The organism is Paraburkholderia tagetis (genome assembly GCF_022213065.1).
Taxonomy (GTDB): Bacteria; Pseudomonadota; Gammaproteobacteria; order Burkholderiales; family Burkholderiaceae; genus Paraburkholderia; species Paraburkholderia tagetis.
In genome coordinates, this window is record NZ_JAKLJA010000003.1 from 313,533 (window position 1) to 337,987 (window position 24,455).

A 24,455-nucleotide genomic window follows, 5' to 3' on the forward strand; every position below is an offset into this window, starting at 1 on the left:
GTTTCACGCCTGTCCAGCTCGGGCCGCGTCAGTGGCGTTCGCGTCGATCAGGCCGGCCATCGCGAGCCTGCGCCCGATAGCGTTCCATGCCGCCTGGGTCGCTCCGGGCTCGCCGGCTTTTGTGTCGCCGTCGAGCCATCGCCGGATCGCGGTGTTGTTCCGGCTGATGGTGTGCACGGGCACATCGCAATGCGCCGCGATATCGGCGAGGCTTCCGCCGGCGCCGAACAGCTTCTCGATGATGGCCCGCCTTGCTTGGCGATGGGTGAGACCCGACGCGTAGGCGGCCGCGGCGTCGGTCAGCCATTCAACGGCTGCGCACCGTTCCGGATTGGGTGTCGTGCCGAGACAGCATGGTGCTCCACAGGTGCAGGGCAGCGAATGAGGCGCGGCACGCGCGACCAGCACCGCGAGGTGCGACTCGGGCAGCGTTTCCATGTGCCGCCGTATCGCGCCGGCCTGCGCTGCGCCGTCCATGCCAACGAGTCCCATGCCGCGTCCGATCGGCGTATCGTCCACGCATTTCGCAAGCGGCGTCGTGCCGTACTGCTGCGATGAATAGCAGAGCGCGAAGCGTACCGCATCGAATGCGTCGCGAAAGCGCGGCTCCGAGTTGGCAACAGGGGGGCGCGTGCTGGCGGCGTGCTGCGTAATGGTGGCGTCCATAGGGCTCCGCTCAACGTAAAATGATGGGCGCTATTGGTTGTTTGCTCGGCCGCCCTTCGTGGGGCGGCCTTTTTGTTTGCGCGGTTACAGCGGCGGGCTCGTCGTGCCGCCCTGCGAATCGCGGTGATCGTGGTCGTGCAGACTCGTTCCCGCAGCAATCACGTCGCGATCAGCGGTCAGAGTGCCCGCAATATGTGCGTCACCGCCATGCGCCCCGTCGCCCTGTGTCAGTGCACCGTCGAGCGCGATCGCGGGCGCGCTGTTCGTGATCTGCGAGCCAGCCGTGATGCCGATCTCGTTGTCGGCCTGCAAGATGATCGTGGGCGCGGCCATGCGAATACGTGCCGGCGACACGATGTCGATGCCGTCTGCGGCAAGCACGACATACTGGCGTGGCGGGTCCGAGAGTACCGAGAACGTGTACACGGAGTCCGACATATCGAACTTGCGCAGGCTGCCGGGAGCTGACGCTTCGCGGTTCGAGCGTGCGGCCGAACTGTCACGGTCACACACCGCCACGAGCCCGATATCGCCCACCTGCGGATCGAGGATGACGGCATTCGCGCCGCCCTGCACGCGAAGATAGGGGATGCCGTGAATCGTACCGTGGGCGATGACGTTACCCGCGTTGTCGAGCTGTCCAACGATCGGCTGGACATCGACGGTGCCGATACTGGCAACCGTGCCCGCGTTGCTGACCGCCACCACCTTGGCCAGATACGTTGTGCGCAAGCGCGTGAGGAGCTGCGCGACCACGCGCCGCTGCCGCTCGTATTCGCCGGCGACTGCGCCGGGTGTGATGCCGCTTGCAGCGGCGTTGCCTGAAGTTGCCATGCGTGAACCTCTGAATGGTTGCCCGCCAGCCTCTGCTGGCGGGGATGCGTGCGCCGGAGCGATAGAGATCGGAGCGTTGCCGGATCAACTCACGCCGTAGGAAGCGCCAAGCACCAGCCCATTACGGTTGATCGCGTCTTTCATGTCGGCGGCGACCTTCTTGCCGTCGCTTGTGTCGGGCGAGACGACTGTGATCTGGCCTATGTGTGTTTCAGAACTGTTGTTGTTCGTCGTGGTCGAGGTTGACGATTGGGCTCGGGTGGCTGCCTCGATCATCGAGGCCATCGAGGGTATCCCGCGCCCCCCAATGCGCCCCATGATTGACGGCGCGTAGGCAAGCGTTTCGGCGGGCGCGCGCGCCATGCCTTTGCGGTCCAGGTTGCCCTCGCCCCAGTTGTACGCGGACAGTGCCATCGAGAGATCGCCACGGTAGTGCTTCATCAGGCCTGCCATCTTGCGTGCAGCAGCTTTCGAGGATTGAGCGGGGTCCATCGGGTCAATCCCATATTCGCGCGCGGTGGCGGGCATGAACTGGAACAGACCGGCGGCACCAGCGCGAGAAACGGCCTTCGCGTTGCCCGCAGACTCCTGTTGGGCGAGAGACGAAAGAAGTCCGGCAGGTAGGCCGTATTGCTTCTCCAGCCCTGCGAAGTCCAACTTCGTGGACCATTCCCGTACTCGGCCGTTGATGCCATGAGGTGCTTCCGCATGTGACTCGGCAGCGTCTGCATTCGTCGATAGTGCGTTCGCGAATTCCTTTGCGACATCGAGCAGCACTTTTGTCGATTCGCGTTGCGCCCTGGTCGAATCATCCATTGCCTTGCTGGCAACGCGTTGGGACCTGGCCGCGTCGTTGAGCTCGTGTGCGGCGGCGAGTCGGCGTTGGGCGTCCGCCGATAGCTTTGCGCCGCCACCAGTTTTTACGCTGTCGAGTTCGTCCTGTCGGTAGCCCCCAGTGTCTTTCAATGCAAGGCGATGGGTACCTGTCAGAAAATCGTTCAGCGACCAACGATCGCCACCAGATACCTTTCGGACGTACTCGTCGTAGTACGGGCGCATGAAGCTGCCCAGCGTCCAGCCGCCAGTGCCGGCCGCGACTACTGGCGCTGCCGAGCCGCCCACGCGCGCCGCCGCTCCCGCGCCTCCGAATAGCGCGCGAGCCGCGCCAGCGATTGCGGCGCTTCCCGCTGCTGCGGTGGCTACCGATCCACCGATGCCGATTGCAGCCGCCGCTTGCGGATTGGCTGCGGACCATGTGCCGAAGCGGTCGAGCAGGGTGTTCACCTGCTCGAGCGCGGGCTCAATATCGGAGGCGAGCGTCACGCCAATCTCGCTCAGCGTGTTGTGGAACTGGCGCCAGGTTTGCTCTGCCTTCGCAGCTTTCGCAGCGTTCTCGTCAGTCACCTGAGAGAGTTGGTATTCCTCGTTGTAGAGCGCTTGCACACCGTCCGCCCCTTGCTGCAACAGGCGAATCATTGAGTCGTCGATGCCGAGGCGGCGCAGGTTCGTGGATGAGTTAAGCGGGCTCAAACCCTGCTGAGACTTCGCGATCTGCTGCATGACCGCATTCACGTCACCGGCCTTTACCATGTCCGGGTTCACTTGGAACTGCTGATGAAGGGTGGCAACGAATTGGCGATCCTCCAGCTCAAGGCGATTCTGCTCGTAGTCGGCCTTGAACTTCTTCACCCTCGCGGCGAACTTGTCGAAGTCGCCGTCCGTGCCGCCAAACTTTTGCACTGCGAGGTGCCACGCGTCGAGTTCGCGCGCACCCATGCCGAGGTTCTTTGACGCGTAGCTGAGTTGCGTCAGACCGCCTACGGTTTTCGTGATGAAGGCGCCGAGACCCGTTGAGGTCAGCACGCCAGTTGCCATCCCGATCAGTTCGAGGCGCGCCTTGCCGTAGCCCTCGGCGAGTTGTTTCGCGGCGTCCTCGGCCTTCTTCATCTGCGCGATCTGTTCGGCGGAGGCCTTCTTTGTCGATTCGGTGACTTTCTTGTTCGCCACCTCCTGCGAGGTCGCGAGCTGCTTTCCGGCCTTCTCGGCCTCCTTTGCGCCTTGCTTATAGCCGTTCGGGTCTAGGCCGAGCAGCACAACCAGGCTGTCAATGATTGTCGCCATTTTGTAGTCCTCTGTAAGAGTGGGGCGCGTATGCGGAGAGGGCGGTGCGGATCAGTTCTTCCGCGCCAGATTGAGACCCTGTGACACAAGGGTCATAGTGGAGAACCAGGGGCCGCCGGGCGTCATCGTGGATAGTTCATGTGTAATCGCGCCGACCTGCCACGAACCGCTTGCGCGCGGGATGACCGACTTGAGATTGACCACCTGGCCGTAGAGAAAATCCGGCCGGAATTCGGCGCGAACCTGAATGCCCTGTTCGACAAACTTCGGGTAGCCGATCAGGCCGTTGTTGGCGGAGAGGTCTATCTGGGCGAAGTCCGGCACAAGGCTGTTCGGCCAAATGTGCACCGTCCGAGCGTTATCGATCAGCATCACGACCTGCGCGGCCTCGGCCACGCGCTCGATCTGGTCGAGCACGCTGCCCCACAGGTACTGATTTGCGATCTTGGCTGTGACGCCGTGATTCTGGAACGTGAACCCGGCCTGCTTCGCGAGGCCACTGATGATGCTGGCCACATCCTGCGCGCCGGGGTAAGTATTGGGCGCGTTCGGCGCCAGTCGCTCATACAAACCGCCTTGCGCGAAAACGACGAGGGCGGATTCGCCGTTGTCCTCGATCTCGACCACTGCGGCGTAGATAGTCCCGCTGAATACCGTGCGCAGGGCATTGAACGATGTGCCTGGCGAGCTGGCCGAGAGGGTTATCTCGTTCTCGCCGATCAGCGCGCCGAGGGTGTTCCACTGCGACAGAGCGTCCATGTCGGACATTCTCATGCCGTACACGCGCAGCGCGAGGACATAGGATGCGAGCGATCCGGCGGACAACGTAGCGATCTGCGCCTGTACACGGTGGCCTTGCAGGCTGAGCGTGTGCGAGCCATCAGGGAAAGCGCTTTGTGCGAGGTCATACCGCACGTTGAGAATGCGTTCAGCAAAGGCCATGTCGTCTCGCTCAAAGATCGTCGTCGTATTCGCCGGCCGGCGTGGCGGGCGTCGTTGTCTCGCCCTGCGCTGCACGGCGCTTGCGTCGGACGTGATAGGTGGTCAGCATGGCGTGCGCGTTCATGTCGAGTGCGGGCCGCGCTTCGCCATGCTTGTCCGTCCAGACCTTGGGCGTGAGCGTGCCCGCCAGCGTTACCGCGTCGCCGTCCTCGAGCGCGAGTAGCGCCGCGGCCGTCGAGTCGGAAAACGTGATGACGTTGACGAACAGCGTGTCGCCGTCGCTGGCGGCTGCGCGCACCTTCGCGGTCGTGAATACGCGGCCGCTCGGCCCAGTTCGTGTTTGCGCGGTGCCGTAGAGCTTCCCGGCGATCAATCCTTCGATCATGCGATCCTCGCTTCGTTGTTGAGCTGCCGCCGCAGTGCGACGGCGCGGGTTTGGGAGCACCCCAGGAACCGGCGAATCCCGGCGACCGTGGGGCGCACCTCGCCGGCGGCCACGCCCTGCGTGATCCGCTCGATGTCGGCGGTAGTGTTGGTGGTGGCGCGAATCTCCGGGGCGGCAATGGGCGCCTCGTCCGGTTCCGCTACTCGCGCGGCTGCCGCCGCGACCGGGGCTACGGGCGGGGCAATACCGGCTTCGTTACCCGCCGCAGTAGCGGCAACAGGCAAGGTGGTCCGGGATTGCTGCGCCGGGCGCGCTGGTGCGAATGCGAGCAGCCAGCAGAAGCACGCGACGCCCTCCAGTAACGCCGCGTAGGCGAGGCCGGCTATCAGGTCAAGGCGGGTGGCCGGAATGCCGAGGAGGGCGGCGAGCGGCGCCGCAACCGGATCGACGCGTGCGGTGTCGCGTTCAGCTTCGGCGCGATCCTGCGCGGCTTCCTGGCGGCGAGCCTCAGCGGCTTCGGTGTCGAGCGCGTCGAGTCGTGCGGCCAGTGCCGTGCGTCGGGCGTCCAGCGTCGCGCAACCAGACGCGCAGCGGCGGGCGCGTGCGGCCGCGAGCTGCGCGATGGTCGCCGCCCGCTCGTGGGCAATCTGCGTGAGCGGTCGCGCTGTGGCCGGTGCGCTACCTGGCGAGACTGGCGGCGCGTGGATGACGATCGCCGTGCGGGCCTCGGCGGCGTGGCGCTGCGCCAGCGTGAAGAACACGGCGTGGCCGTAGCACGTTGCCGCCATACAGCAGATCCACAGCGCACCGCCGCAGACACGCAGGACCGTGGCGCGATGCTGGAGCAGGGCGGGGAGCAGATGGGCCGCCAGCACCAGCACGACGCCAATGGCGATCCACAGCGCCCGCTCGGCCAGCCAGCCGCCACGTTGCCAGCCCGCCAGCACAGACAGGCACGCCGCCGTGAGCGTTGCGAGAACGGCCAGCAGCAGAGGGAGTCGGCCCGTCGTCATCGCGCACCGCCTTTGCGGCGATGGGCTCGCCCGGTGGTCTGTGCGTAGCCGCGCTCCGTCAGATCCTCGTTCGCGCGCCATGAGTGCCGCGCCGCTTCATCGCGGGCGGCAACCTGTGCGCGCATCGCCTTCAGGCGCTCGCGGAAGTAGTGAAGGTTCGGCAGCAGGTCGGCGAGCGGCCCGCGCATGGCTCGCGCCATCACATCGTCCAGCAACTCGCGCGGCCACCCCTCAAGCGTCGCCAGATCCTCCAGCATCCCGGCCAGATCGGCGCGTAAGTGGTGCACGTCATCGGCAGAGAGGTATGGCCCCCAGGGCAGATAGAGGCCGCCGCTACGGCTGCGTAGCGCCCCGCCTGATGCCGAGGCCTGCGCCGGATCAGCGGCCGTGTGTTGGACTGCGTGCGGCGCCGCTCTTGCTGTGCTTGCGTGGTCGCCGTGCTCGCGCATGAACGTGTCATAGGCCGCCTCGCCGGGCAGCGGACAACCGGCCTTCGTCCACGCGATGATGCGCTGTGTTCCGGGTTCAAATGCCATGATGGCCTCCCGTTGCTGGCGGGGTGGCTTCACTGCCAAATGTGGATTGCCCCTGTGATTGAGTGACGTAACTGGCGTAACAGGCGTAACGCCCTTGTCCTGCAAGGGTTTGCGCGGTTACGCCGCTGCGTGGGGTGACGTAACTGGCGTTACCTGCGCCGCGAGCGGGATCGTGTGCGTTACGCCGGTTACGCCCGGTGCACGTGCCGGCGTAACCGCCGGAAGCCTTGTCAGACGGGGCTGTTACGCCAGTTACGTGAGTTACGCCATGATTTGCTATGGGGTGGTTCACTTGTCGCCTCCGTTGAGTGCGTCGGCGACGATGTGATACAGGCGCTTCTTGCCCTCTGGGGTGTGCGTGACCTTCGCGACCTCCGCTTTGCCCTTGTCGGCGAATGCGTTGGCGTCGTCGATCGCGCGCAACACGCGGTTCAGGTCATAGCCCTTTGCCGCTTCGCGCAGCCCACTCGAAGTGAACAGGTAGAGCCGCCGTTCGTCGCCGTCCTGTTTCCACCAGCCTGCGCGCTCGCGAATCAGATCCGCGCTGCCATCGATGTTCGAGAAGCGCGCGCTGCCGTGGCGGTCGATGAAGTCGGCCACCGCGCGCAGGATGCCGGCGTGCTCGGCGCTTCGGCCGGTCGCGCCCCACTGGTTGCGCCAGAGACGGAACGCGTGGAGCGCGGCGTTCGTGGGGTCGCCGCTCGCCCAGGGCGCGACGCCCCATTCAATTGCCAGTTCGCCCGCAAGCGCGCACAGCGCGAACGTGCGGGCGGCTCGCCGCTCCTGGTCGCCGAGTTCGCCGAAGCGCTCCATCAGCGGCGCAAGCAGGTCGGCGAGTTCAAGGCCGTCCGCCTGATTGCGGATCAGCGCCTCAACGAAGCGCGGGCCAGCATGGCCGTAGTGCGCGGCCGCCGTGTTGCGGATCTCGTCGGATAGTGCGCTGCCCGATGCGCGGCCGTGCAGCGTTTCGAACACGCCGTAAGCGCCCGTTACAGGCACGTCGAGGATACGGACGAGCTGGCCCGCCTTTGCTTCGATGCCGCCCGCCGCCATGCGTGCCGCCACGGTCAGCTCGCCCGTGGAGAACAGGAACACGCGCCAGCGCGCCGCCTGACGTGCTTCGCCGTGACGGTTCGCGCGCGTCTTGCCCATGCCGTTGATAAGCGCGTAGGCCGTCTCATAGAGATCCTGAGGCTTGATCTCGCCGATCTCGTCCAGCACGAGTAGCGTGTCGGAGTGCAGCGCCGCCGAGCCCTCCAGACCATTCGAAGTAGCGCGCCATTTGCGCTCGAATCGCGGGCTGCCCCACACGCTGATCGCTGCGCGCGCCGCCGTGGTCTTGCCACACGACGAATCGCCGTAAAGGTGCGTGCCGCCGCCGTCGATGTTCAGCGGGCCGAGCAGCGGACCCGCGAACGAGGTGGATATGGCGAACATCAGCAGCGGGTTCCCATTGGCGAGCGCGGCCAGCTCGCGCCAGCCCTCGAACGTGCCCGCTGTCGCGTAGGGTGCCTCGCGCCCGGTAGACTGAAACCAGATATCGTCTGCGCCGATGACCGTCTGGGGCAGCACGAACGCGCCATCGTGCCAGCCAGTTACGCTGGCGGCGCGCATCGTGGTTGTCGGGTGCTGGCCCGCGATGTAGTCGAGAATGCCGCCGCGGTTTCTGAGGTCGAACATGACGCCCTCGGAGAGCAGCACGCCGCGCACGTCGTTTCCATCGCCCGCCAGCATTGCCATGGGCATCGCCCACTGTTTCCAGCGGCCCGCCGTCGAGACGTATTCGAGCAGGCGGCCGTAATCGCCGTCCTGCGGACTGCGCGTGATTGCGCGCACGTGCAGGGGACTGCACACCCACTGGTCCGTCAACTCGGGGGCAGCGTCGCCCTTCGGCAGCTTCACGCCGTGGTAATAGACGCCAGGCTTGATGCGTTTGCTGTCCACCTCGTTCCAGTCGGTATAGACCCGCCAGCAGGGGCGGCCCTCGATGCCGGGAAATGTGGCGGCCAGCTCGCCCGCGTTGCCTTGCGCCACATCGCGCGCCGCCGCGACGCAATCGCGAACGGCCTGCGGGCCGCGCAGCACGAACAGGTCATTGATGTCGCTCGCGCCTTCGGGCCGCTCGTCGCCGAAGTCGGGCATGGCGAGCAGGCCGCCCACAGCCTGGGCAGCCTCTAGTGCCTTCGCCGAGCCGTTACCGATCTCGCCGTGAATGAGGATCGCGGCATCGGGCCAAGCGGCGCGCACGGCGCGCGCGACGCTCGGCAGGTTGCCGGCGGACAGTGCGGCGATTGCCGCATCCGTGTCGCCGTCGCACACCTGTTGATGCGTCTGCGCGCTTGCCACGCCCTCGGCGATCGCAATGCGCTGCGTCTGTCCGGTCGGCTGCGCCGCGAGCCAGTAGCCGCCCGCCTTGGCACCGCCAGCGAGGGCGGATTTGTGCCCGTCGCCGTCGATCAACTCCAGACTCGTAAGCTGGCCCGCGCGCTCGATGCGCGCCACCAGCACGCGGCCGGCCAGTTCCTTGCCCGATGCCCTGGGCGCGTAACCGAGCAGCTTGTGCAGCTTCGCCGCGACGATCTCGCGCAGCATGGGCGTGGCCGTTAGCCCCTTGCGCATGAGGTAGGGGTGATCGTCACGTGCGGGCGTGGACCTCTCCCATACCGCCAGCGCCAGCGTCGAGGCCTCACGCTGTTTCGTCAGGCGCGTTGCCGCAGCCTTCTTCGTCTGCGCCTCGCGTGCCGCCCGGCGCTGCGCGTGCGCCTCGGTATCGAGCGCGGGCCACGCCTGGCCGTTGGGATCGAAGCCGTAACGCTTCGCGATGCTGTACAGGGTGGCGATGGTGATGCCCCCGCCCGGTGTCAGCGAGCGCCATGTGTCGCGCGCGTCAGTTGCGACGTAGCAGTCGGCGCCACGGCTCCACGCGTCGAACACATCGAACCCGGCGTCGCCGAGCTCGTGCTTGATCGCCGCGCCGATGCGCCACCACTGTTCCCGTTCGAGGTTGGGCGGGATGGCGGCGAGCGCCGCCTCGATGCGTTGCTGTTCGTCCACGATCTCGCTCATTGTGGTTGTGCCTCCGGCGCGTGCTGCACGCTTTCGATTCCTGTCCCGCCGCCACCGAGCAGACGGTGTGCAGATTCGAGGCGGCGCGCCGAGTTGATGGCCAGCGAGCTTGCCGAGCACGTCCGCGCCGTGTGCGGCCTGTTCGATCTCGCTCAGGGCGCTGTCGAGGTTGATGCGGTCCTTACGCATGGGCGGTCTCCCATGCACGTTCGAGTTCACGTCTGAGCGCGAACAGGATGGCCGCGCCGTCGCGCTCGATCTGCCCCGCGTCGAGTGCGCGCGGATCGAAACGCAGCGCGACAATGTGCAGCGCAGGGGGAATGTCGAGCAGTTCCCACGGCGCGTAGGCGGTTGAGTGGTCGCTACCACGCAGGCGCGCGTGCTGGCGGTCACATACCGCTGCTAGTACGCGCAAGATAGCGGGTCCGCGCGCGGCGAGCTTCGCGCCCGTCACCAGCTCGATATCGGCCGCGAGCGCGAAGCGGTACGGCCACGAAGCCGATAAGACGATTGCCATTTCGCGACGGCCGGCGGTGTCGAGCCATTCGGCAAAGAGGGCGGCGTGCTCAAGCATGGCTCGCCCCCTGTGAGGAGTGCTCAACGTCCTGCAAATGCGAATGCGGGCGACGGGCGATGCGGCTGCGCAACTCGAATTCCGCCTCGCTCGCGATGAATTCGAGCGCGGCGATGGTGTCGAGCGTGTCGGCTGCGCGCCAGAGAACCTGTTCCATCGTGCGTGCGCCGATTTCCTCCGCGCCGTTCGGGTTCGCGCTGAGAAGGTTTCCGAAACCACTCAGTGCCGCGCTCAGGCCGCTCGCCATCGTCTGTACATGCAGGGACGCATTGCCGAGCCATTCCAGATCGCCCGCCGACATAGCGGACGCATCGCACTGGCTCCAGAAGAAGGTGAGCACGCTGGCCGTGTTGGCCGGGCCGCGCTTCGGTGCGGGGGGCGGGGTGATCGTGGGCGCGGGCGGCGGCGTCACGGTTGCGGCCGGGGACGGTTTGCGGGTCGTTTTCATGCCGGCACCTCCGCATCGCGTGCCATTGCGACGCCGATGTCGGCGGCGATGCTTTCGAACAGGCCGAACAGAGCCGTCTGGTCGGTTACGTCGAGTTCGGCGAACGCTGCGGCGACTTCCTCCACAGACAGCAGCGTGGCGAGGGCGCGCAGGCGCGCGAGGATGATTTCGGCGGGGTCCAGTGCGGCGACGAGCACTTGCAGGCGGTTATCCATGCTGCACCTCGGCGCGCTTGAGCTGCTTTTGCAGAATGGAGTGGGCGAGAGCCACGAAGCGCGGCGCGTCCTCGGCGTCGATGTGCAGATCGCCGTAGCTCGTCTGGATCGTGAAGCCGCGTTCCATCGCGGGAACCTGCTTGGCCAGTGCGTAGCCGATGCGGTCGATTTCGGCGTTCATCGCATCGACGGTGGCGGTCGTGTTCTTACGCATGGCACACCTCCGCGCGTGCGAGCTGCGCAAGCGTCGCGAGCGCGCCGCCAGCAATGTCGAGGGCTTCGCGGTCGGTCGGTGCGAGGGCTGCCGCGCGCAGAGCGTCGGCGATGAGGGATTCGAAGGGGGAGAGCCGCGCCCGACGATCGCGGGCGCGGTGGGGTTCAGCTGACGCGGTTACTCGGGTGCGTTCAGGTCGATCGTTGCGCCGGCCGCTCGCATCCTGTCGAGGATGCGTTCCAGCGTCGGTGAGTCGAGTTCCAGACGGGCCATTGCGAAGAACAGCATGTGCATTCCCATGTCGCGCGTGTTGCTCGAATCCGTTGACATGTACTTGCGCCATTGCCGGCCAGTCGTGACGCCGAACAGCTCGGCCATCTCGGTGCTGCTCTTGCCAAGCTCTTGTTTCAAGCGCTCCATGTCCTCCGGCGAGGGAGGGGTGTAATGGCTCATTTTTTTTGGGCGCGTGCGAGCACGCACGAAGATTGGTCTTCATGTGGGTCTTCCTTTCGGAGTCTCGGTCCTCGCGGGGTGCGCGAACCTCTGAGTCAAATGTAGGCCCTTTGGGTACCAGCGTCAAGTGCGCCACCGGTGTCGTCTTTTCGTAATATCGCGTTGCGGCGAAGCTTTGCGATTCGTCAATATTCGTCAAATCAGCAAGGACGGCCGGGGGAGATACGGTGGCGACATTTACACTCGCTGAGCCACTTCCGGCGAGGAAACTATGAGAAAGCTTGTCCGCTTGATTCCGATATGTGCCGCTGCTGCTCCCCTGTTCGCGGTCGCGAGCGATTTGCCGCCCGGTCCGCAGAGACAGTGCGAATGGGATGTGATGACGCTGGCGACGGCTAGCATGGGGCACTACGGCGGCACGATAACTTTTCAGCAGTTCATTGCGACGAACCATGAAGTAGGCTCCCCGGTCGCCGGAGCCGTCCAGCGTGACGATAATCTTGCCGCCCTCGCATACAACGATCCGCGTTTCAAGCTGTTCGCAGATCATCGCAACGCCGATTTGCTCATGGAAATGTGCGCGGACCCCAAGCGTCGACTCGACCCGTTCAACTGGGACGGCAAGATTCCGCCCGGCCACGCGAAGTAGAGTGGCGAGCGGCTGGCGGTTGAATTTGATGCAGGCAGGGCCGTTCATGCTTTGCCCTCCAGCACGTACAGGCCGACGCGGTGACGCTCACCGGCCTCGGTGACACGCCACGTCCATGAGGTGGTGATGCGGTGGCCGAGCTTGCGCAACTCGAACACGCGGCGGGGAGGGTGGATGATGTCGAGTTGACGCGATGCGTGCTGCGTGCTGCGTGTCCACCGGCCCACGCTTGAGGGCGCGTAATAGGCGATCGCGCTGGCTGGCGGCAGAGTTGCGGTCCGTCATCATGCAGCCCTGGCGGCGTTGCTGGCGGACTTATTGCGCGAGGATTTCGCCGTCGGCGGATTGGGGTGGGCGGGTTGGCCCTGCGCGCGAACCCACGCAAAGAACGGCGCTTCGTCGATCAGCACCTTACGGCCGATGCGGACGATTGCGCCGCACTCGATCAGGCCGTTACCGGGGATGGTGCCGCGGCTTGATTCGCGTGCCTCGGCCTTGAAGATCAGGTTGCGCAGGGCCGCTTCAGTCCAGGCGGGATGACGCTCGCTGAACTGCTGAACGGTGCGCAGGGAAGATTGCGGGGTTGTTTCGGTCATCGCTTCCTCACACTGAAAGTTGCCGAGTTCTCTCGGCGGTTATCGGTGTGAGGAAGGCTATTCAGGTGCGGACGTCGCGAAAACCCCGGAACGCGGCACGGTGAGCACTCAACGTAGTAGGGTGGTAACTGTGCTCAGGCTGGTTCCATATCGTCAGGTATGTCGATGCCGCGTTCCCAATTGCGGCACCAATCGGTGATCTTCTTCTGGTTCTCCAGCGCGGGCCATTTGTCCATCATGGCTCTGGCAAACCCCGTCTTGCTGTCGTACATGTCCGGTGCTTCTTGCCAGCGCTTCCACCATCCATAAGCGCCTTTCTTGGCGGCGTGCTTGCCCTTCCGGTCGTACAGTTTTTTCATTTCCAAAGCTTTAAGTGAGCGCGCTCGCCGTTCTTCGGTCAGTCGTTGCTCCCACGCCGATCTCTCCACCTCGATATCGTGCGAGTTGTCAGCCTGCGCGGTGACGAGCTTCTTCTCCCACTTCTTGTTCATGCGGTCCAACAACTTCAGATTTTCGGCGAGACAAACAGCATCGACTCCCTCCATTACGGGGCGACTGGCCCCGCAGAATCGGAGCGCCGCCACGTCACTCCCGCGCTCATAGGCGTCCTTGGCGGTCGCGGTCGCGTAGTCAACTGTTGGTTTGAAATTCATGTGGGAGATGGCATCCGCGATTCTGCGCAATGCCCATGCCGCGTAATACTCGTTCTCCGTGGCCCCAATCAGGGTTTCGTCGTCGGATATCTCGTAGCGCCCAATGCACTCGCGCAACGTTTCGAGGAATGTCATTTGGTTTGCGATGCTCGGCACCCGTGACCTTTCGCCGACGAATACAAGGTCATCACCCCATAGCTTGGATGCCGGTTCGAACATTCCCTGCGAGTCGACGTAATCAGCTTCGTCCTCCTCGGATAGTTCATGCCTGCGGTCGGAGTGCACGGCAACGTGAATGCGCTTTAGCCGTGCGATTTCGGTGTCTATCTCACGCTTGTAATAGTCCTCGGCGAACGCTTCGGCGTTCTCGACCATAAGCACGATCGCCTCGAGTGTGCGTCGTCGGGGCGCGAGCACGTCGAGCGCGCGCTGGGCCACCCCCCACAGATTGGGAAACTCGCAGCGCCAGGCATCGCCCATCAGGGTTTCGAGGTTTTCTAGTCTGTTCCAGTAGCGTGCTTCGTGGTCCCACACGCTGTATTTTTTGTTTCTGCTCCAATACGCCATCTCAGTTAAGCCCCATGCGTTGTGCCAAGAGGTCGCCGAGCTTCACAACGTGCTCGTCGGAGAGGTGTGAGTAGCGCGCAAGCATCTGCATGGTGCGGTGGCCGGTGACGCGTGCTATCTCCGTGGGCGATACGCCGGCCATCGTGAGATACGAGGCGGCCGTGTGCCGTATGTCGTGCCAGTGGAAGTCCTTCACGCCGGCGGCTTCGAGTGCGGCCTCCCAGGCTGGACGGATTGCAGCGAACGGCCGCTGGCGCCGCTCAATTAAAAACACGCGATCGTCATGCAGTGGCCTAACCTTTGAGCGTTCCAGCAGCAGCGTGAATGCCTCTCCCGCCAGAGGTAGGGCGCGCCGGTCCCCGTTCTTTGTTTCGTGCAGCGTAATGACTCGCCGTTGAAAGTCGACTTGCGACCATCGCAGCCCCATGACCTCGCCTTGGCGTGCGCCTGTAGTCAGGGAGAGGATGACCGCGAGCAACAGGTGTGGATCTGCGCTCGCACGGCACGCCGCTAACAACCTGTCACGCTCATCGTCCGAAAGGAAGCGCACGCGGCCCTGATTCTCTGAGGGTTTCTTGATGCGCCGGCACGGGTTCGATTCGAGCCATTGCAGTGATTCCACGCCATAGGACAGGCACGCGGACAGGGCTGCGAGATAGCGCGTTACGGTGGGACCGTCGCGGCGGCGCTCGCCGTCCGCGTCGACTTCCTCGAGGAGTTTGTCGCGCTCGGTACTGATCCGCGCGGGCGTTACATCGTGGAGGAGGTGGTCGCCAAAAACGCCCCGCCAGAATGTGACCTGCCGCTTTCGATCGGAGAACGACCGGAGGCGCATCGTCTCGCGGTCAGCGAGATATTTGTCGGCCAGCTCGCCGAACGTGTGGCGCTTGGCTTCGCCGAAGTAGCGACCGGCGCGCATGTCGCTTTCGATCTTTTGTGCCCAGGCCTTTGCATCGGACATGCGCTCGAACGTGGCCGATTCTGACGGGTATCCACGCAGGCGGATCTTCACCCGGTAGGTTGTCTTGCCGTCTGCCGTTCGCTTCTCGATCGTTGCCATTGCATCCGTCCTGTAAGGAATGCAGAGAAGCATAGAATAATGGAGCGCAAACCACAACACGGGACATATAATCCGGTTTTTAGTCGTTTGAAATCCTTTATGGTGGCGGGTTATCGGGTGGTGTCGTGCTTGGATGGGACAATTGCGGGACAGTAAGGGGCGAAAACGAGCACTTATCCACAGGCGTGGGCGTCCAGAGAGGGGGGGCTTGCTGTTGTTGCGGATTCTTCTGGCGATGTGTCCCAGGAGTGTCCCGCGAAGCCCAGAAAGCAAAAAGCCCAGCCGGTTAGGGCTGGGCTAAGTGCTTGAATGTTTTGCTGGTGCCTCGGGCCGGAATCGAACCGGCACTCCTTTCGGAACCGGATTTTGAGTCCGGCGCGTCTACCAATTTCACCACCGAGGCAGGTTTCGCCGTCTGCTTTTACGACAGACGCTCGAAGTAGCCGGAGATTATGGCGCAAAATCGCGGCTGCGGCAACTATCGGCGCCGGCGGCTGCGACTGGCCCGCTCAAATCGTGTGCGAAAAGCGCTCGGCCTTTTGGGTCCTGAGGTAGCTGTCGAACACCATCGCAATATTGCGCACGAACATGCGCCCGGCGGGCAGCACTTCGAGCCGGTCGGAACGGCGGGCGACGAGACCGTCGGCTTCGAAGGTGCGCAGGCGCTCAAGCTCCGGCGCGAACGCGGCCGGGAAGCGTATGCCGTACGCCGCCTCGAATTCGTCGAAGCGCAGCTCCAGATTGCACATCAACTCCGTGATGATGTCGCGGCGCAAACGGTCGTCGGCGCTGAGGCGCACGCCGCGCGTCACGGCAAGCCGGCCAGCATCGATGGCGGCGCCGTAGCCCGGCAGGTCCTTGGCGTTTTGCGCGTAGACGTCGCCGACCTTGCCGATCGACGAGGCGCCAAAGCCGATCAGATCGCATTGCGCGCGTGTGCTGTAACCCTGGAAATTACGATGCAGCGTGCGCTGCGCCTGTGCGCGCGCAAGCTCGTCGGTGGGCAGCGCGAAGTGATCCATGCCGATATAGACGTAGCCCGCCTCGGTGAGCTGTTCGACCACGAGTTGCAGCAGCGCGAGCCGTGTGGCCGGCGAGGGCAGCGTGGCGGCGTCCATTTGCCGCTGCATCTTGAAGAGCTGCGGCATGTGCGCGTAGCCGAATACCGAAATGCGCTCGGGCGCGAGCAGCAGGATCGTATAGAGCGTGCGCTTGAAGCTGCTGACGCTCTGGTGAGGCAAGCCGTAAATGAGGTCGACGCTGATCGACTCGAAGCCGTTCGCGCGCGCCGTGTTCATGACGTCGACGGTGAGTTCGAGCGGCTGGACTCGGTTGATCGCGCGCTGCACCACCGGATCGAAATCCTGAACGCCGAGGCTCAGCCGGTTGAAGCCGAGCGAGCGCAAATGCGCGATGGTTTGCGCCGATGCCTCGCGCGGATCGATTTCGATCGAGTATTCGCCTTCGCCGTCAGGACGCAGCGCGAAGTGCTCGCGCGTGGCGGCCATCAGCGTGCTCATTTCCTCCAGCGAGAGAAACGTGGGCGTGCCACCGCCCCAGTGCAACTGCGAGACTGGCCGCTTTGTATCGAAAAGCGCCGCCTGCAGTTCGATTTCGCGGACGAGTTGTTGCACGTATGGCTTCGAACGCTTGCGGTTTTTTGTCGCGACCTTGTTGCATCCGCAATAAAAGCAGACGGTGTCGCAGAAGGGGATATGGAAGTACAGCGAGAGGTCAGTTTCCGCCGCGCCGGGATCGGATGCGGCGCGCCGGTAATGATCGAGGTCGAAATCGTCGCGGAACTGTAGTGCGGTCGGATAAGACGTATAGCGTGGGCCGTTCGCGCCGTATTTGGCGAGCAGATCGGGACGAAAGAGCTGTTCGGTGTCGCTCATGCGGATTCTCTGGTGGGCGGCGCGGCACCCGCGGTGCGCCACGTGGCATCCTGAGCGGGGCGTCTTACAGCGCCTGACTAGCTGAGTGTAAGAGTCGATTGGCCAAGCTGTTTGTGTAAAAAGGTCGCAGCGTGCGATGGCACAATGCGTACAGTCATCCGCCGTGTCCGCACGTGTGCCGGTTGGCGACTCGTTTTTTCGAATCAGTAACCGTTTTGCTTCAGGAAGCAGTTGTGAGTGCAGGTTTCCCTCTTACCGCGTCTGGCCATGCATGCCGCCCCGGTTGCGGTGCGTGCTGTATCGCGCCGTCCATTTCGAGCCCGATTCCCGGCATGCCGCACGGCAAGCCTGCGGGAGTGCGCTGCGTGCAGCTAGATGAGGACTTGCAGTGCAAAATATTCGGCTCGCCGCTGCGTCCCGCGTGTTGCTCGGGTCTCCAGCCGCAGGCCGGGATGTGCGGCGATTCGCGCGAGCAGGCGCTCGTCTGGATCGAGCGCCTCGAAGCCGCCACGAGGCCATAGGCGCTAAACAGGCGCTAGCCGAAACGTCGTTCCCTGGTCGCCCCCGTTGTATCTGAGCTGCTCATTAAGGAGATTTCGCATGTTCCGACGCGCGACGCGCGCCTCTTCCCCTTCGCGCAACCCGGGCGCGCTTCGCGCCACCCGAAGGGCTTTCGTGCTCTCCGCCTGTGCGGCGGCCTGCGCGGCCATGTCGCTCGGCGCCTGTGCGTCCGGCATCTTTCCCTTCATCCCCGATCACTACACCTTCTCGCAGCAGCAGGTGCAGGGCGCGGTGCAGCGCAAGTTTCCGTATCACCGCTCGGCGCAGCAGCTTTTCGATGTCACGCTCACGAACCCGGTCGTCACCTTGCTTCCGGATCGCAACCGCGTTGCCGTGCGCGTCGATGCACATCTGGAAAGCCCGCTGATGCAGGACCCGGTGAGCGGCGCGTTCACGATTTCGAGCGAGCTTGCCTACGATGCGCCGAGCCGTTCGGTCATCCTGAGATCGCCCACGGTGGACAGCGTCGACATGGCGGGCAGCGCCGCCGTCTACGCGCAGCAGGTGAACGCCGTCGCGGCGGTGGCCGCTACCCAGTTGCTGGCCAACTATCCCATTTACACGTTCAAGCCGGATCAGCTCCAGTTCGCCGGTGTCAATTACGAACCCGGTACAATCACCATCCTTACAAACGGCATACGCGTGCAGATCGTCGAGAAATAAGCGACGGGATGCTCGCCGCGCGCAGCCGTCGGCGGGCGTGCACGCAAGCGACGTACGGTCCCCCCGGCGCAAATTTTTCCGCAAGGGAGTGGGGATGGACTGGATTGTGACGTGCAAGGCCCTGATTCTGGGCATTGTCGAGGGGCTGACGGAATTTCTGCCGGTTTCGAGCACCGGGCACCTGATCGTGGCGGGCAGCGTGCTCGGCTTCGATGGCGAGTACGAAAAGACTTTCGACGTGGTCATCCAGCTGGGCGCCATCCTTGCCGTGTGCTGGGAGTTCCGCCGCAAGATCGGCACCGTGGTGGCCGGCCTGCCCACGCGGCCCGAAGCGCGGCGCTTCGCGCTCAACATCGTCGTTGCGACGATTCCCGCCGTGGTGCTGGGCCTGCTGTTCGAGAAGGCGATCAAGTCGGTGCTGTTCGCACCGGTTCCCGTTGCGTTCGCGCTTGTTGCGGGCGGCCTGATCATTTTGTGGGTGGAAGGGCGCCGGCGCGCGGGCGTAGGGGCCGGCAAGACGCCGCCGCCTGCGCGCGTGAATTCGCTCGACGACATCTCGCTGCTCGATGCCTTCAAGGTGGGCCTGGCACAGTGCTGTGCGCTGATTCCCGGCATGTCGCGCTCGGGCTCGACCATCATCGGCGCGATGCTGTTCGGCGTCGAGCGGCGCGTCGCCACCGAGTTCTCGTTCTTTCTCGCAATCCCGATTATCTTCGGTGCGACCGTTTATGAAATGCATAAAGCCTGGCAGACGCTTTCGGTCGACTGGCTCGGGCTTTTCGGCGTAGGCTTCGTTGCCGCGTTCATCAGCGCGTTCGCCTGCGTGCGCTGGCTGTTGCGCTATATCGCCTCGCACGATTTCACGGCATTCGCCTGGTATCGCATCGCATTCGGCCTCGTGATCCTGCTGTTCGGCTATGGCGGCGCGCTCGACTGGCAGTGACGCGATACGCGTCGACGCCCGAATCGGCGGCGTCGGAATGCAAAACGGGCGCCGTGGCGCCCGTTTGTTTTTGCCGGGTGAACGCCGCTGGGACGCTTTAGCCCGCGCGGCGCCTGAACACCAGGTCCCACACGCCGTGACCGAGCCGCAGACCGCGGCGCTCGAATTTGGTCACCGGACGATAGTCGGGGCGCGGCGCGTAGTCGGCGGCCGTGTTCTCGAGCGCGGGCTCGGCGCCTAGCACCTCGAGCATCTGTTCGGCGTAGTTCTGCCAGTCGGTTGCGCAGTGCAGGTAGGCACCCGGCTTCATGCGCGAGATGAGCAACTGGACAAACTTCGGCTGGATCAGCCGGCGCTTGTGGTGGCGCGCCTTGTGCCACGGGTCAGGAAAGAAGATGTGAACGCCGTCGAGGCTCGCGGGCGCGATCATCTGCTCGAGCACTTCGACCGCGTCGTGCTGAATGATGCGGATGTTCGTGAGGTTCTGATCGCCGATCAGCTTGAGCAATGCGCCCACGCCCGGCTCATGCACCTCGACGCCGAGAAAGTCGTCGTCCGGGCGCAGCGCGGCGATCTCCGCGGTGCTGGCGCCCATGCCGAAGCCGATCTCCAGCACGCGCGGCGCGTGCCGCTCGAACACGGCATCCCAGTTAGCGGCCTCGGGCGCGTAGGGCACCACGAAGCGCGGACCGAGTTCGTCGAGCGCGCGGCGCTGGCCAGTCGAGACACGCCCGGCGCGTGTCACGAAGCTGCGGATGCGGCGGTGGTGCAGGCCTTCATCGGCGCTCGCCTGTGCGTCTTCGGGGGGCGTGGCATTGGGAGCAGCCGTTTCCTGCGACGGGTTCGCAGCGTGGTCGTCCGCTGTGGCGGGCGACGTGCAGCCAGTGCGGGCTGCGTCGTTCGGATCGTGATTCATCTTCGAGGATGGGAGGTGAGGGCAGCGGGCTTCGCGGCGTCGGGCACTGCCGGTCTGGCGATTCGTTTCGCCGGGACGGCGGCATTCGGGGCATCCGTGCGGCTTCGGGAGAACGATTCGCACTGGGATGCTGGCGGTGCTGCGAGGCGCATTACTGCAGTTCGCAGCCGCTCGAATCGGGCCGGCTGGATGTTACGGCGCCGTGCATTGATGCACGGCGCCGCGATGTGAATTCGTGGAGCGGGCGATGGGAATCGAACCCACGTCTCCAGCTTGGGAAGCTGGGGTAATAACCATTATACGACACCCGCAGAGCGCGCTATTTTACGCGGATTTCGCCCGATTGCACAATCGCGTGCGTCCCGCGTTGCCGCGGGACGCTGCCCGACGTCAAATTCCGAACAGGGTGAGCGAGACCGCTACACGCGTGACGACCATCAGCAGCACCTGGACGATCACAAACAGCAGAATCGGCGAGAGGTCGAGCCCGCCGAGGTTCGGCAGAATGCGCCGAATGGGATTCAGGAACGGCGCTGTGAGCTGGAACAACACGGGCATCGCTGCCGACTGCGGGTTCAGCCACGAGAGCAGCGCCATCAGGATCGTCAGCCAGATCAGCAGATTGAGTGCCCACTTCACGACCGTCAGCACCGCGACGATCAAAAGCGTCGGCAAGAGGGCGAGCGGGTCGACGCCCGCAAGCCATACCATCAGCAGCACGAAAGCCACGGCGGCGATCAGCGCCGCCACGACGCCCGCCATGTCAATGCCGCGCAGGCCCGGAATCACGCGGCGCAGCGGCAGCACGAGCCAGTTGGTTACCTGCTGGATGGCGTGCGTCACCGGGTTGTACGGCGGAACGCGGACGAACTGCAGCCAGACGCGCAGCAGCAGGGCGGCGCCGAACAACGTGAAGATTGTGTTGAGCAGAAAGCGGGCGATATCGCCGAACATCGGTGTTGTTTCCTTCTTGTGATAATTGACGGTGCGTGGCGGCAGGTTTCGAGCGTGCGGCCTGCCATTACAGATCAGTCTGGATCAGACGGAGACCTTGACCGCGCTGACCAGGATCGTGCCATTGCCGCTGTCGGTATAGTTGGGAATGTCGTCGACGAGTACCTTCTGATGTTGCTTGAACACGGTGTAAAAATCGTCCAGCGTCTCGAACAAGAAGTGCCCGGCTGCGACGTAGGGCGGCGGCGTGCCCGGCGGCCCCGCGTTGATGCCGATGTCGATCGACCAGCCCTTTAGCGCGTCGCCGAAAAGCCGTGCGGCGAGCGGCATATGCCGCGTGGCGTAGTACTCGGTGTCGAATCTGCCGTTTTCGCGGTAAGGATAAAGGATGCTGACCTTGATCATTGGCGTTCCTGTCGATGAATCCCGATGTGCGCTGCGTACCGTCGGTGCGCGCGCCGTTGCCACATTACCACGGCTTACGCCTTGCCAGTAATGGCGCGAGAAGGTCGGCTGCACACGCGGTGCGCGCAGGATTCCGGGCGCTTTTCGGGCGAACGGCTAAAGTGAATCGAGGCGCTCATGCAAGGGCCGGCGTCGCGAAATGTTCGCCGACGTACCGATGCAATGGGCGTGCTCCGATTAAAAAGAATGCCAGGAACGGCGGCGGGGTCTGTCGGGGGCTGTGATTGGGCGGCAAGTCCGCCCCCGCGCAACATGCGGACAGCATGACTAACAGGTCCCGGGCCATATGTCACGCACCTGCGGCTATCTCGCAACACCGCATCCGCTGTTCGCAAACCTGCGCACAATACCCCTATGGCTCCGGTTTCGTTGTTGCTGTGTGCAATTGGGCTGTTTCCTGTCGGTTGTCCGATTCGGGAGGTCACCATGAGCATCTTCGCTTACCGAAAGCATCTGCGGTTTCTCACGCCCTGTCAGCGTCGCCGCTGGTGGGATCAGCGAAAGCGTCTGACGCCACGCGTGCAGATTAGCGGCGCGTATGTCCCGCCCAACGTCACGCGTGAATTCACCTACGTGAAAGTCGGATAGCGCCTCTCTTCGTTCTTCGCACTTCATCTCGTCGATGCCCGGTTCGTGGACCGGGCATTGTTGTTTCGGGCTGGTCAGAATGGGGCGCTGTTGGCTGGCGAATACACCGCCCCAGCCAATTTGTAATGAAACATTACCGGCCCATTTGGCTGGGGCGCGATGCCGTCGGTAATTGTGACCGGATGAGTTGCCAAGGCGGTCTGCAAAGCTCGATACATCGCGGTTTGGGCGTCACTCAGAAGGAAGTTTGTGGCATCGGCTGGATTCAACGCCAGGAAGCCCGCATCTGCGATTGCAATTTGCAACAAATGGCAACCTTGGACGGCCTTCGTTTTAGATACAGTGCATGTGTGGGTTTGGCCCGTTATGTGGCGCGACGTCGTCGTCGGCTGCCAGGAGAAGAGAAGTGAAAAAGACCGTTTCGTTTATCGTTGCTGCTGTGCTGGGTGTGGGGCTCGTCAGCGCAGCCGAGGCGCACGTTTCGGTGGGTATCGGTATCGGCATTCCTGTTGCGCCGGCCTATCCGGTCTATGCACCGCCGCCTGTCGTCTACGCACCGCCGCCGCCCGTCGTCTATGCGCCGCCGCCGGTAGTCTATGCACCGCCGCCCGCAGTAGTCGTGGGCGGTTATGGTGGCTACGGCTACTATGGCCGCCCGTACTGGCGCCATCATGGCTACTACCGCGGCTATCGCGACGGCTGGTACCGCCGCTAGGCTCGACCGATGATGTCGGGTGGCCCAGCGCCACTCGCCCGAAGTTTTCCGCAACGGCGCAACGCCGGCTCATGCCGCGTTGCGCCGTTTGCTTTTCAGGCGCGGATTACGACGATGCGCCCGTGTCCTGCACGCCTGCGCGTTCAGGTCGTAATAGCCCGCTCAGACGCCCATGCAGAGGTACTTCAGCTCGACATATTCGTCGATGCCGTACTTCGAGCCTTCGCGTCCGAGCCCCGACTGCTTGACGCCGCCAAACGGCGCAACCTCGTTCGAGATGAGTCCGGTGTTGATGCCGACCATGCCGTACTCGAGCCCCTCGGCCACGCGCCATACGCGGCCGATGTCGCGGCTATAGAAGTACGAGGCGAGGCCGAACTCGGTGTCGTTCGCGAGGCGGATCACTTCGGCTTCGTCGCTGAAGCGGAACACGGCGGCGACCGGCCCGAAGGTTTCTTCGCGCGCGATCAGCATGTCGCGCGTGACTTCGGCGAGCACGGTCGGCTCGACGTAACGGCCTTCCAGCACCTTGCCGCCCATGACGAGCTTCGCGCCTTTCGACGTGGCGTCGCCGATATGCTGCGTCACTTTCGCAACGGCGGCGTCGTCGATCAGCGGTCCCTGGTTGATACCGGTCTCGAAGCCGTTGCCGACCTTGATCTTGCGCGAGGCGGCGGCGAGCTTTTCGACGAACGCGTCGTAGACCTTGTCATGCACGTAGAAGCGGTTCGTGCACACGCAGGTCTGGCCCGCGTTGCGGTACTTCGAGATCATGGCGCCTTCCACGGCGGCGTCGATATCGGCATCGTCGAACACGATGAAGGGCGCATGGCCGCCCAGCTCCAGCGCGATTTTCTTGACCGTCGGCGCGCATTGCTGCATGAGAATGCGGCCCACCGGCGTCGATCCCGTGAACGAGAGATGACGCACGATGTCGCTCTCGCAGAACGCTTTGCCTACTTCGATCGAATTGACCGAGTCGGCGGTAACGACGTTGAACACGCCCTTGGGCACGCCCGCGCGCTGTGCGAGCTCGGCAAGCGCGAGCGCGCACAGCGGCGTCTGCTCGGCGGGCTTCACGACGATCGTGCAGCCTGCGGCGATGGCGGGCGCGACCTTGCGGGTGATCATCGCGATCGGGAAATTCCACGGCGTAATCGACACGCAAACGCCGATCGGCTGCTTGATCACGACGAGCTTGCGGTCGTTTGCCGGGCTCGCGAGCACGTCGCCGTTCACGCGCTTGGCTTCCTCGGCGAACCATTCGAGAAACGACGCGCCATAGATCACTTCGCCGCGCGCCTCGGCGAGTGGCTTGCCTTGCTCGGCGGTCATGATCGCGGCGAGGTCGTCGGCGTGCTCGATCACGAGGTCGTACCAGCGGCGCAGCACGGCGGCGCGCTCCTTGCCGGTCTTTGCGCGCCAGGCGGGCAGAGCGGCGTGCGCGGCGTTGATCGCACGGTGCGCCTCGGCGGCGCCGAAGTCGGGCACGCGGGCGATTTCCGTGTTGTCGGCGGGGTCGAGCACGGCGAAGGTCGCCGCGCCGCCGCTCCATTCGCCGTCGATCCAGGCGCGCGTCTTGAAGAGTGCGGGGTCCTGCAGCTGCGTCAGGCGTTCGGATGCGGACAGGCTCATCTTCGTGTCTCCTCAATGCGTGAGCGGCGCGGCCCGAAGCGGGCCGTATCGCGGTGAGCGCGGCGTCGCGAAGGCGTCGCGGAGGTGCAGCAGATCAGCGGACAGCGTCGAGGGGCGCAGCCCGCGAT

29 protein-coding genes and 2 tRNA genes are annotated in these 24,455 nt (G+C 64.3%); 6 read left to right on the forward strand and 25 right to left on the reverse strand.

Features of this window, described 5'->3' with window-relative positions:
• Positions 1–3: 3 nt before the first annotated feature.
• The 13 genes from L5014_RS06575 to L5014_RS06635 all read right to left on the reverse strand — a co-directional run bounded on the left by L5014_RS06575 (position 4) and on the right by L5014_RS06635 (position 11,467).
• Positions 4–666 (reverse strand): DNA-binding protein, encoded by a 663-nt coding sequence (locus tag L5014_RS06575; protein WP_238462767.1) that lies wholly within the window; start codon positions 664–666, stop codon positions 4–6.
• A gap of 84 nt (positions 667–750) precedes the next feature.
• Positions 751–1,500: an oxidoreductase gene (locus tag L5014_RS06580; RefSeq protein ID WP_238462768.1), complete on the reverse strand. Its 750-nt coding sequence runs from the start codon at positions 1,498–1,500 to the stop codon at positions 751–753.
• A gap of 84 nt (positions 1,501–1,584) precedes the next feature.
• Complete coding sequence (locus L5014_RS06585; protein WP_238462769.1) at positions 1,585–3,621, reverse strand: lytic transglycosylase domain-containing protein; 2,037 nt, start codon at positions 3,619–3,621, stop codon at positions 1,585–1,587.
• A 51-nt stretch (positions 3,622–3,672) separates the two neighbouring features.
• Positions 3,673–4,563: a baseplate hub protein gene (locus tag L5014_RS06590; RefSeq protein WP_238462770.1), complete on the reverse strand. Its 891-nt coding sequence runs from the start codon at positions 4,561–4,563 to the stop codon at positions 3,673–3,675.
• A 10-nt stretch (positions 4,564–4,573) separates the two neighbouring features.
• Positions 4,574–4,948 carry a single-stranded DNA-binding protein gene (locus L5014_RS06595; RefSeq protein WP_238462771.1) on the reverse strand — a complete coding sequence of 125 codons (375 nt, stop codon included), beginning with the start codon at positions 4,946–4,948 and terminating at the stop codon, positions 4,574–4,576.
• Positions 4,945–5,961: a hypothetical protein gene (locus tag L5014_RS06600; protein WP_238462772.1), complete on the reverse strand. Its 1,017-nt coding sequence runs from the start codon at positions 5,959–5,961 to the stop codon at positions 4,945–4,947. Before L5014_RS06600 ends, L5014_RS06595 begins: the two co-directional genes overlap by 4 nt.
• On the reverse strand, positions 5,958–6,497 hold the full coding sequence (locus L5014_RS06605; protein WP_238462773.1) for a hypothetical protein: 540 nt from the start codon (positions 6,495–6,497) through the stop codon (positions 5,958–5,960). The genes L5014_RS06600 and L5014_RS06605 overlap by 4 nt, the downstream gene beginning before the upstream one ends.
• A 288-nt stretch (positions 6,498–6,785) precedes the next feature.
• Entirely contained in the window at positions 6,786–9,752 is a 2,967-nt protein-coding gene (locus L5014_RS06610) for a DUF927 domain-containing protein (protein WP_238462774.1), read from the reverse strand.
• Positions 9,745–10,137, reverse strand: coding sequence for a hypothetical protein (locus L5014_RS06615; protein WP_238462775.1), 393 nt, complete (start codon positions 10,135–10,137; stop codon positions 9,745–9,747). Before L5014_RS06615 ends, L5014_RS06610 begins: the two co-directional genes overlap by 8 nt.
• Positions 10,130–10,585 (reverse strand): hypothetical protein, encoded by a 456-nt coding sequence (locus L5014_RS06620; protein ID WP_238462776.1) that lies wholly within the window; start codon positions 10,583–10,585, stop codon positions 10,130–10,132. The genes L5014_RS06615 and L5014_RS06620 overlap by 8 nt, the downstream gene beginning before the upstream one ends.
• Positions 10,582–10,800, reverse strand: a complete 219-nt coding sequence (locus L5014_RS06625; protein ID WP_238462777.1) for a hypothetical protein — start codon at positions 10,798–10,800, stop codon at positions 10,582–10,584. The genes L5014_RS06620 and L5014_RS06625 overlap by 4 nt, the downstream gene beginning before the upstream one ends.
• Positions 10,793–11,014, reverse strand: a complete 222-nt coding sequence (locus L5014_RS06630; RefSeq protein ID WP_238462778.1) for a hypothetical protein — start codon at positions 11,012–11,014, stop codon at positions 10,793–10,795. The genes L5014_RS06625 and L5014_RS06630 overlap by 8 nt, the downstream gene beginning before the upstream one ends.
• 177 nt (positions 11,015–11,191) lie before the next feature.
• The gene (locus tag L5014_RS06635; RefSeq protein WP_238462779.1) at positions 11,192–11,467 is read right to left on the reverse strand and encodes an XRE family transcriptional regulator; all 276 of its coding nucleotides are present in this window, start codon (positions 11,465–11,467) and stop codon (positions 11,192–11,194) included.
• Between the two features lie 379 nt (positions 11,468–11,846).
• Here L5014_RS06635 and L5014_RS06640 point away from each other — a divergent pair, with 379 nt between their 5' ends.
• On the forward strand, positions 11,847–12,116 hold the full coding sequence (locus tag L5014_RS06640; RefSeq protein ID WP_238462780.1) for a hypothetical protein: 270 nt from the start codon (positions 11,847–11,849) through the stop codon (positions 12,114–12,116).
• A 44-nt stretch (positions 12,117–12,160) separates the two neighbouring features.
• Here L5014_RS06640 and L5014_RS06645 read toward each other — a convergent pair whose 3' ends face one another.
• From L5014_RS06645 to hemN, 6 genes are all read right to left on the reverse strand, one after another.
• Positions 12,161–12,343 carry a helix-turn-helix domain-containing protein gene (locus L5014_RS06645; RefSeq protein WP_238462781.1) on the reverse strand — a complete coding sequence of 61 codons (183 nt, stop codon included), beginning with the start codon at positions 12,341–12,343 and terminating at the stop codon, positions 12,161–12,163.
• A 57-nt stretch (positions 12,344–12,400) separates the two neighbouring features.
• Positions 12,401–12,712 carry a hypothetical protein gene (locus tag L5014_RS06650; RefSeq protein ID WP_238462782.1) on the reverse strand — a complete coding sequence of 104 codons (312 nt, stop codon included), beginning with the start codon at positions 12,710–12,712 and terminating at the stop codon, positions 12,401–12,403.
• A gap of 134 nt (positions 12,713–12,846) precedes the next feature.
• Positions 12,847–13,845, reverse strand: coding sequence for a hypothetical protein (locus L5014_RS06655; protein WP_238462783.1), 999 nt, complete (start codon positions 13,843–13,845; stop codon positions 12,847–12,849).
• Between the two features lie 88 nt (positions 13,846–13,933).
• On the reverse strand, positions 13,934–14,992 hold the full coding sequence (locus L5014_RS06660; protein ID WP_238462784.1) for an integrase: 1,059 nt from the start codon (positions 14,990–14,992) through the stop codon (positions 13,934–13,936).
• A gap of 318 nt (positions 14,993–15,310) precedes the next feature.
• A tRNA-Leu gene (locus L5014_RS06665) sits at positions 15,311–15,395 on the reverse strand.
• Positions 15,396–15,501: 106 nt separating this feature from the next.
• Entirely contained in the window at positions 15,502–16,887 is a 1,386-nt protein-coding gene (gene hemN, locus L5014_RS06670; RefSeq protein ID WP_238462785.1) for an oxygen-independent coproporphyrinogen III oxidase, read from the reverse strand.
• A 233-nt stretch (positions 16,888–17,120) separates the two neighbouring features.
• Here hemN and L5014_RS06675 point away from each other — a divergent pair, with 233 nt between their 5' ends.
• The 3 genes from L5014_RS06675 (at position 17,121) to L5014_RS06685 (ending at position 19,054) form a co-directional block, all read left to right on the forward strand.
• Positions 17,121–17,408 carry a YkgJ family cysteine cluster protein gene (locus tag L5014_RS06675; protein ID WP_238462786.1) on the forward strand — a complete coding sequence of 96 codons (288 nt, stop codon included), beginning with the start codon at positions 17,121–17,123 and terminating at the stop codon, positions 17,406–17,408.
• Positions 17,409–17,595: 187 nt separating this feature from the next.
• The gene (locus L5014_RS06680) at positions 17,596–18,111 is read left to right on the forward strand and encodes a DUF1439 domain-containing protein (protein WP_238462875.1); all 516 of its coding nucleotides are present in this window, start codon (positions 17,596–17,598) and stop codon (positions 18,109–18,111) included.
• 94 nt (positions 18,112–18,205) lie between these two features.
• Positions 18,206–19,054 carry an undecaprenyl-diphosphate phosphatase gene (locus L5014_RS06685; protein ID WP_238462787.1) on the forward strand — a complete coding sequence of 283 codons (849 nt, stop codon included), beginning with the start codon at positions 18,206–18,208 and terminating at the stop codon, positions 19,052–19,054.
• Between the two features lie 97 nt (positions 19,055–19,151).
• On the opposite strand, the gene trmB is transcribed toward L5014_RS06685, so the two are convergent.
• The 4 genes from trmB to L5014_RS06705 all read right to left on the reverse strand — a co-directional run bounded on the left by trmB (position 19,152) and on the right by L5014_RS06705 (position 21,329).
• A complete protein-coding gene (trmB, locus tag L5014_RS06690) occupies positions 19,152–19,970 on the reverse strand; it encodes a tRNA (guanosine(46)-N7)-methyltransferase TrmB (RefSeq protein ID WP_238462788.1) in 819 nt (272 codons plus the stop codon).
• A gap of 236 nt (positions 19,971–20,206) precedes the next feature.
• A tRNA-Gly gene (locus L5014_RS06695) sits at positions 20,207–20,281 on the reverse strand.
• A gap of 79 nt (positions 20,282–20,360) precedes the next feature.
• A complete protein-coding gene (locus L5014_RS06700) occupies positions 20,361–20,924 on the reverse strand; it encodes a YggT family protein (RefSeq protein WP_238462789.1) in 564 nt (187 codons plus the stop codon).
• 84 nt (positions 20,925–21,008) lie between these two features.
• Complete coding sequence (locus L5014_RS06705; RefSeq protein WP_238462790.1) at positions 21,009–21,329, reverse strand: EthD family reductase; 321 nt, start codon at positions 21,327–21,329, stop codon at positions 21,009–21,011.
• 486 nt (positions 21,330–21,815) lie between these two features.
• Between L5014_RS06705 and L5014_RS06710 the strand changes: the two genes are divergently transcribed.
• On the forward strand, positions 21,816–21,977 hold the full coding sequence (locus L5014_RS06710; protein WP_238462791.1) for a hypothetical protein: 162 nt from the start codon (positions 21,816–21,818) through the stop codon (positions 21,975–21,977).
• A 74-nt stretch (positions 21,978–22,051) separates the two neighbouring features.
• Here the strand turns inward: L5014_RS06710 and L5014_RS06715 are convergent, their stop codons facing one another.
• Positions 22,052–22,282 carry a hypothetical protein gene (locus tag L5014_RS06715; protein WP_238462792.1) on the reverse strand — a complete coding sequence of 77 codons (231 nt, stop codon included), beginning with the start codon at positions 22,280–22,282 and terminating at the stop codon, positions 22,052–22,054.
• A 101-nt stretch (positions 22,283–22,383) separates the two neighbouring features.
• Between L5014_RS06715 and L5014_RS06720 the strand changes: the two genes are divergently transcribed.
• Positions 22,384–22,692 (forward strand): hypothetical protein, encoded by a 309-nt coding sequence (locus L5014_RS06720; protein ID WP_238462793.1) that lies wholly within the window; start codon positions 22,384–22,386, stop codon positions 22,690–22,692.
• Between the two features lie 162 nt (positions 22,693–22,854).
• Here the strand turns inward: L5014_RS06720 and L5014_RS06725 are convergent, their stop codons facing one another.
• Positions 22,855–24,327 carry an NAD-dependent succinate-semialdehyde dehydrogenase gene (locus tag L5014_RS06725; RefSeq protein ID WP_238462794.1) on the reverse strand — a complete coding sequence of 491 codons (1,473 nt, stop codon included), beginning with the start codon at positions 24,325–24,327 and terminating at the stop codon, positions 22,855–22,857.
• Positions 24,328–24,455 lie beyond the last annotated feature (128 nt).

What these genes read in the sequence shown, in the direction of transcription:
- L5014_RS06575 (WP_238462767.1), bottom strand. Translation starts at nt 666, where the DNA reads ATGGACGCCACCATTACGCAGCACGCCGCCAGCACGCGCCCCCCTGTT.
- L5014_RS06580 (WP_238462768.1), bottom strand. Translation starts at nt 1,500, where the DNA reads ATGGCAACTTCAGGCAACGCCGCTGCAAGCGGCATCACACCCGGCGCA.
- L5014_RS06585 (WP_238462769.1), bottom strand. Translation starts at nt 3,621, where the DNA reads ATGGCGACAATCATTGACAGCCTGGTTGTGCTGCTCGGCCTAGACCCG.
- L5014_RS06590 (WP_238462770.1), bottom strand. Translation starts at nt 4,563, where the DNA reads ATGGCCTTTGCTGAACGCATTCTCAACGTGCGGTATGACCTCGCACAA.
- L5014_RS06595 (WP_238462771.1), bottom strand. Translation starts at nt 4,948, where the DNA reads ATGATCGAAGGATTGATCGCCGGGAAGCTCTACGGCACCGCGCAAACA.
- L5014_RS06600 (WP_238462772.1), bottom strand. Translation starts at nt 5,961, where the DNA reads ATGACGACGGGCCGACTCCCTCTGCTGCTGGCCGTTCTCGCAACGCTC.
- L5014_RS06605 (WP_238462773.1), bottom strand. Translation starts at nt 6,497, where the DNA reads ATGGCATTTGAACCCGGAACACAGCGCATCATCGCGTGGACGAAGGCC.
- L5014_RS06610 (WP_238462774.1), bottom strand. Translation starts at nt 9,752, where the DNA reads ATGCGTAAGGACCGCATCAACCTCGACAGCGCCCTGAGCGAGATCGAA.
- L5014_RS06615 (WP_238462775.1), bottom strand. Translation starts at nt 10,137, where the DNA reads ATGCTTGAGCACGCCGCCCTCTTTGCCGAATGGCTCGACACCGCCGGC.
- L5014_RS06620 (WP_238462776.1), bottom strand. Translation starts at nt 10,585, where the DNA reads ATGAAAACGACCCGCAAACCGTCCCCGGCCGCAACCGTGACGCCGCCG.
- L5014_RS06625 (WP_238462777.1), bottom strand. Translation starts at nt 10,800, where the DNA reads ATGGATAACCGCCTGCAAGTGCTCGTCGCCGCACTGGACCCCGCCGAA.
- L5014_RS06630 (WP_238462778.1), bottom strand. Translation starts at nt 11,014, where the DNA reads ATGCGTAAGAACACGACCGCCACCGTCGATGCGATGAACGCCGAAATC.
- L5014_RS06635 (WP_238462779.1), bottom strand. Translation starts at nt 11,467, where the DNA reads ATGAGCCATTACACCCCTCCCTCGCCGGAGGACATGGAGCGCTTGAAA.
- L5014_RS06640 (WP_238462780.1), top strand. Translation starts at nt 11,847, where the DNA reads ATGACGCTGGCGACGGCTAGCATGGGGCACTACGGCGGCACGATAACT.
- L5014_RS06650 (WP_238462782.1), bottom strand. Translation starts at nt 12,712, where the DNA reads ATGACCGAAACAACCCCGCAATCTTCCCTGCGCACCGTTCAGCAGTTC.
- L5014_RS06655 (WP_238462783.1), bottom strand. Translation starts at nt 13,845, where the DNA reads ATGGGCGATGCCTGGCGCTGCGAGTTTCCCAATCTGTGGGGGGTGGCC.
- L5014_RS06660 (WP_238462784.1), bottom strand. Translation starts at nt 14,992, where the DNA reads ATGGCAACGATCGAGAAGCGAACGGCAGACGGCAAGACAACCTACCGG.
- hemN (WP_238462785.1), bottom strand. Translation starts at nt 16,887, where the DNA reads ATGAGCGACACCGAACAGCTCTTTCGTCCCGATCTGCTCGCCAAATAC.
- L5014_RS06680 (WP_238462875.1), top strand. Translation starts at nt 17,596, where the DNA reads ATGTCGCTCGGCGCCTGTGCGTCCGGCATCTTTCCCTTCATCCCCGAT.
- L5014_RS06685 (WP_238462787.1), top strand. Translation starts at nt 18,206, where the DNA reads ATGGACTGGATTGTGACGTGCAAGGCCCTGATTCTGGGCATTGTCGAG.
- trmB (WP_238462788.1), bottom strand. Translation starts at nt 19,970, where the DNA reads ATGAATCACGATCCGAACGACGCAGCCCGCACTGGCTGCACGTCGCCC.
- L5014_RS06700 (WP_238462789.1), bottom strand. Translation starts at nt 20,924, where the DNA reads ATGTTCGGCGATATCGCCCGCTTTCTGCTCAACACAATCTTCACGTTG.
- L5014_RS06705 (WP_238462790.1), bottom strand. Translation starts at nt 21,329, where the DNA reads ATGATCAAGGTCAGCATCCTTTATCCTTACCGCGAAAACGGCAGATTC.
- L5014_RS06710 (WP_238462791.1), top strand. Translation starts at nt 21,816, where the DNA reads ATGAGCATCTTCGCTTACCGAAAGCATCTGCGGTTTCTCACGCCCTGT.
- L5014_RS06725 (WP_238462794.1), bottom strand. Translation starts at nt 24,327, where the DNA reads ATGAGCCTGTCCGCATCCGAACGCCTGACGCAGCTGCAGGACCCCGCA.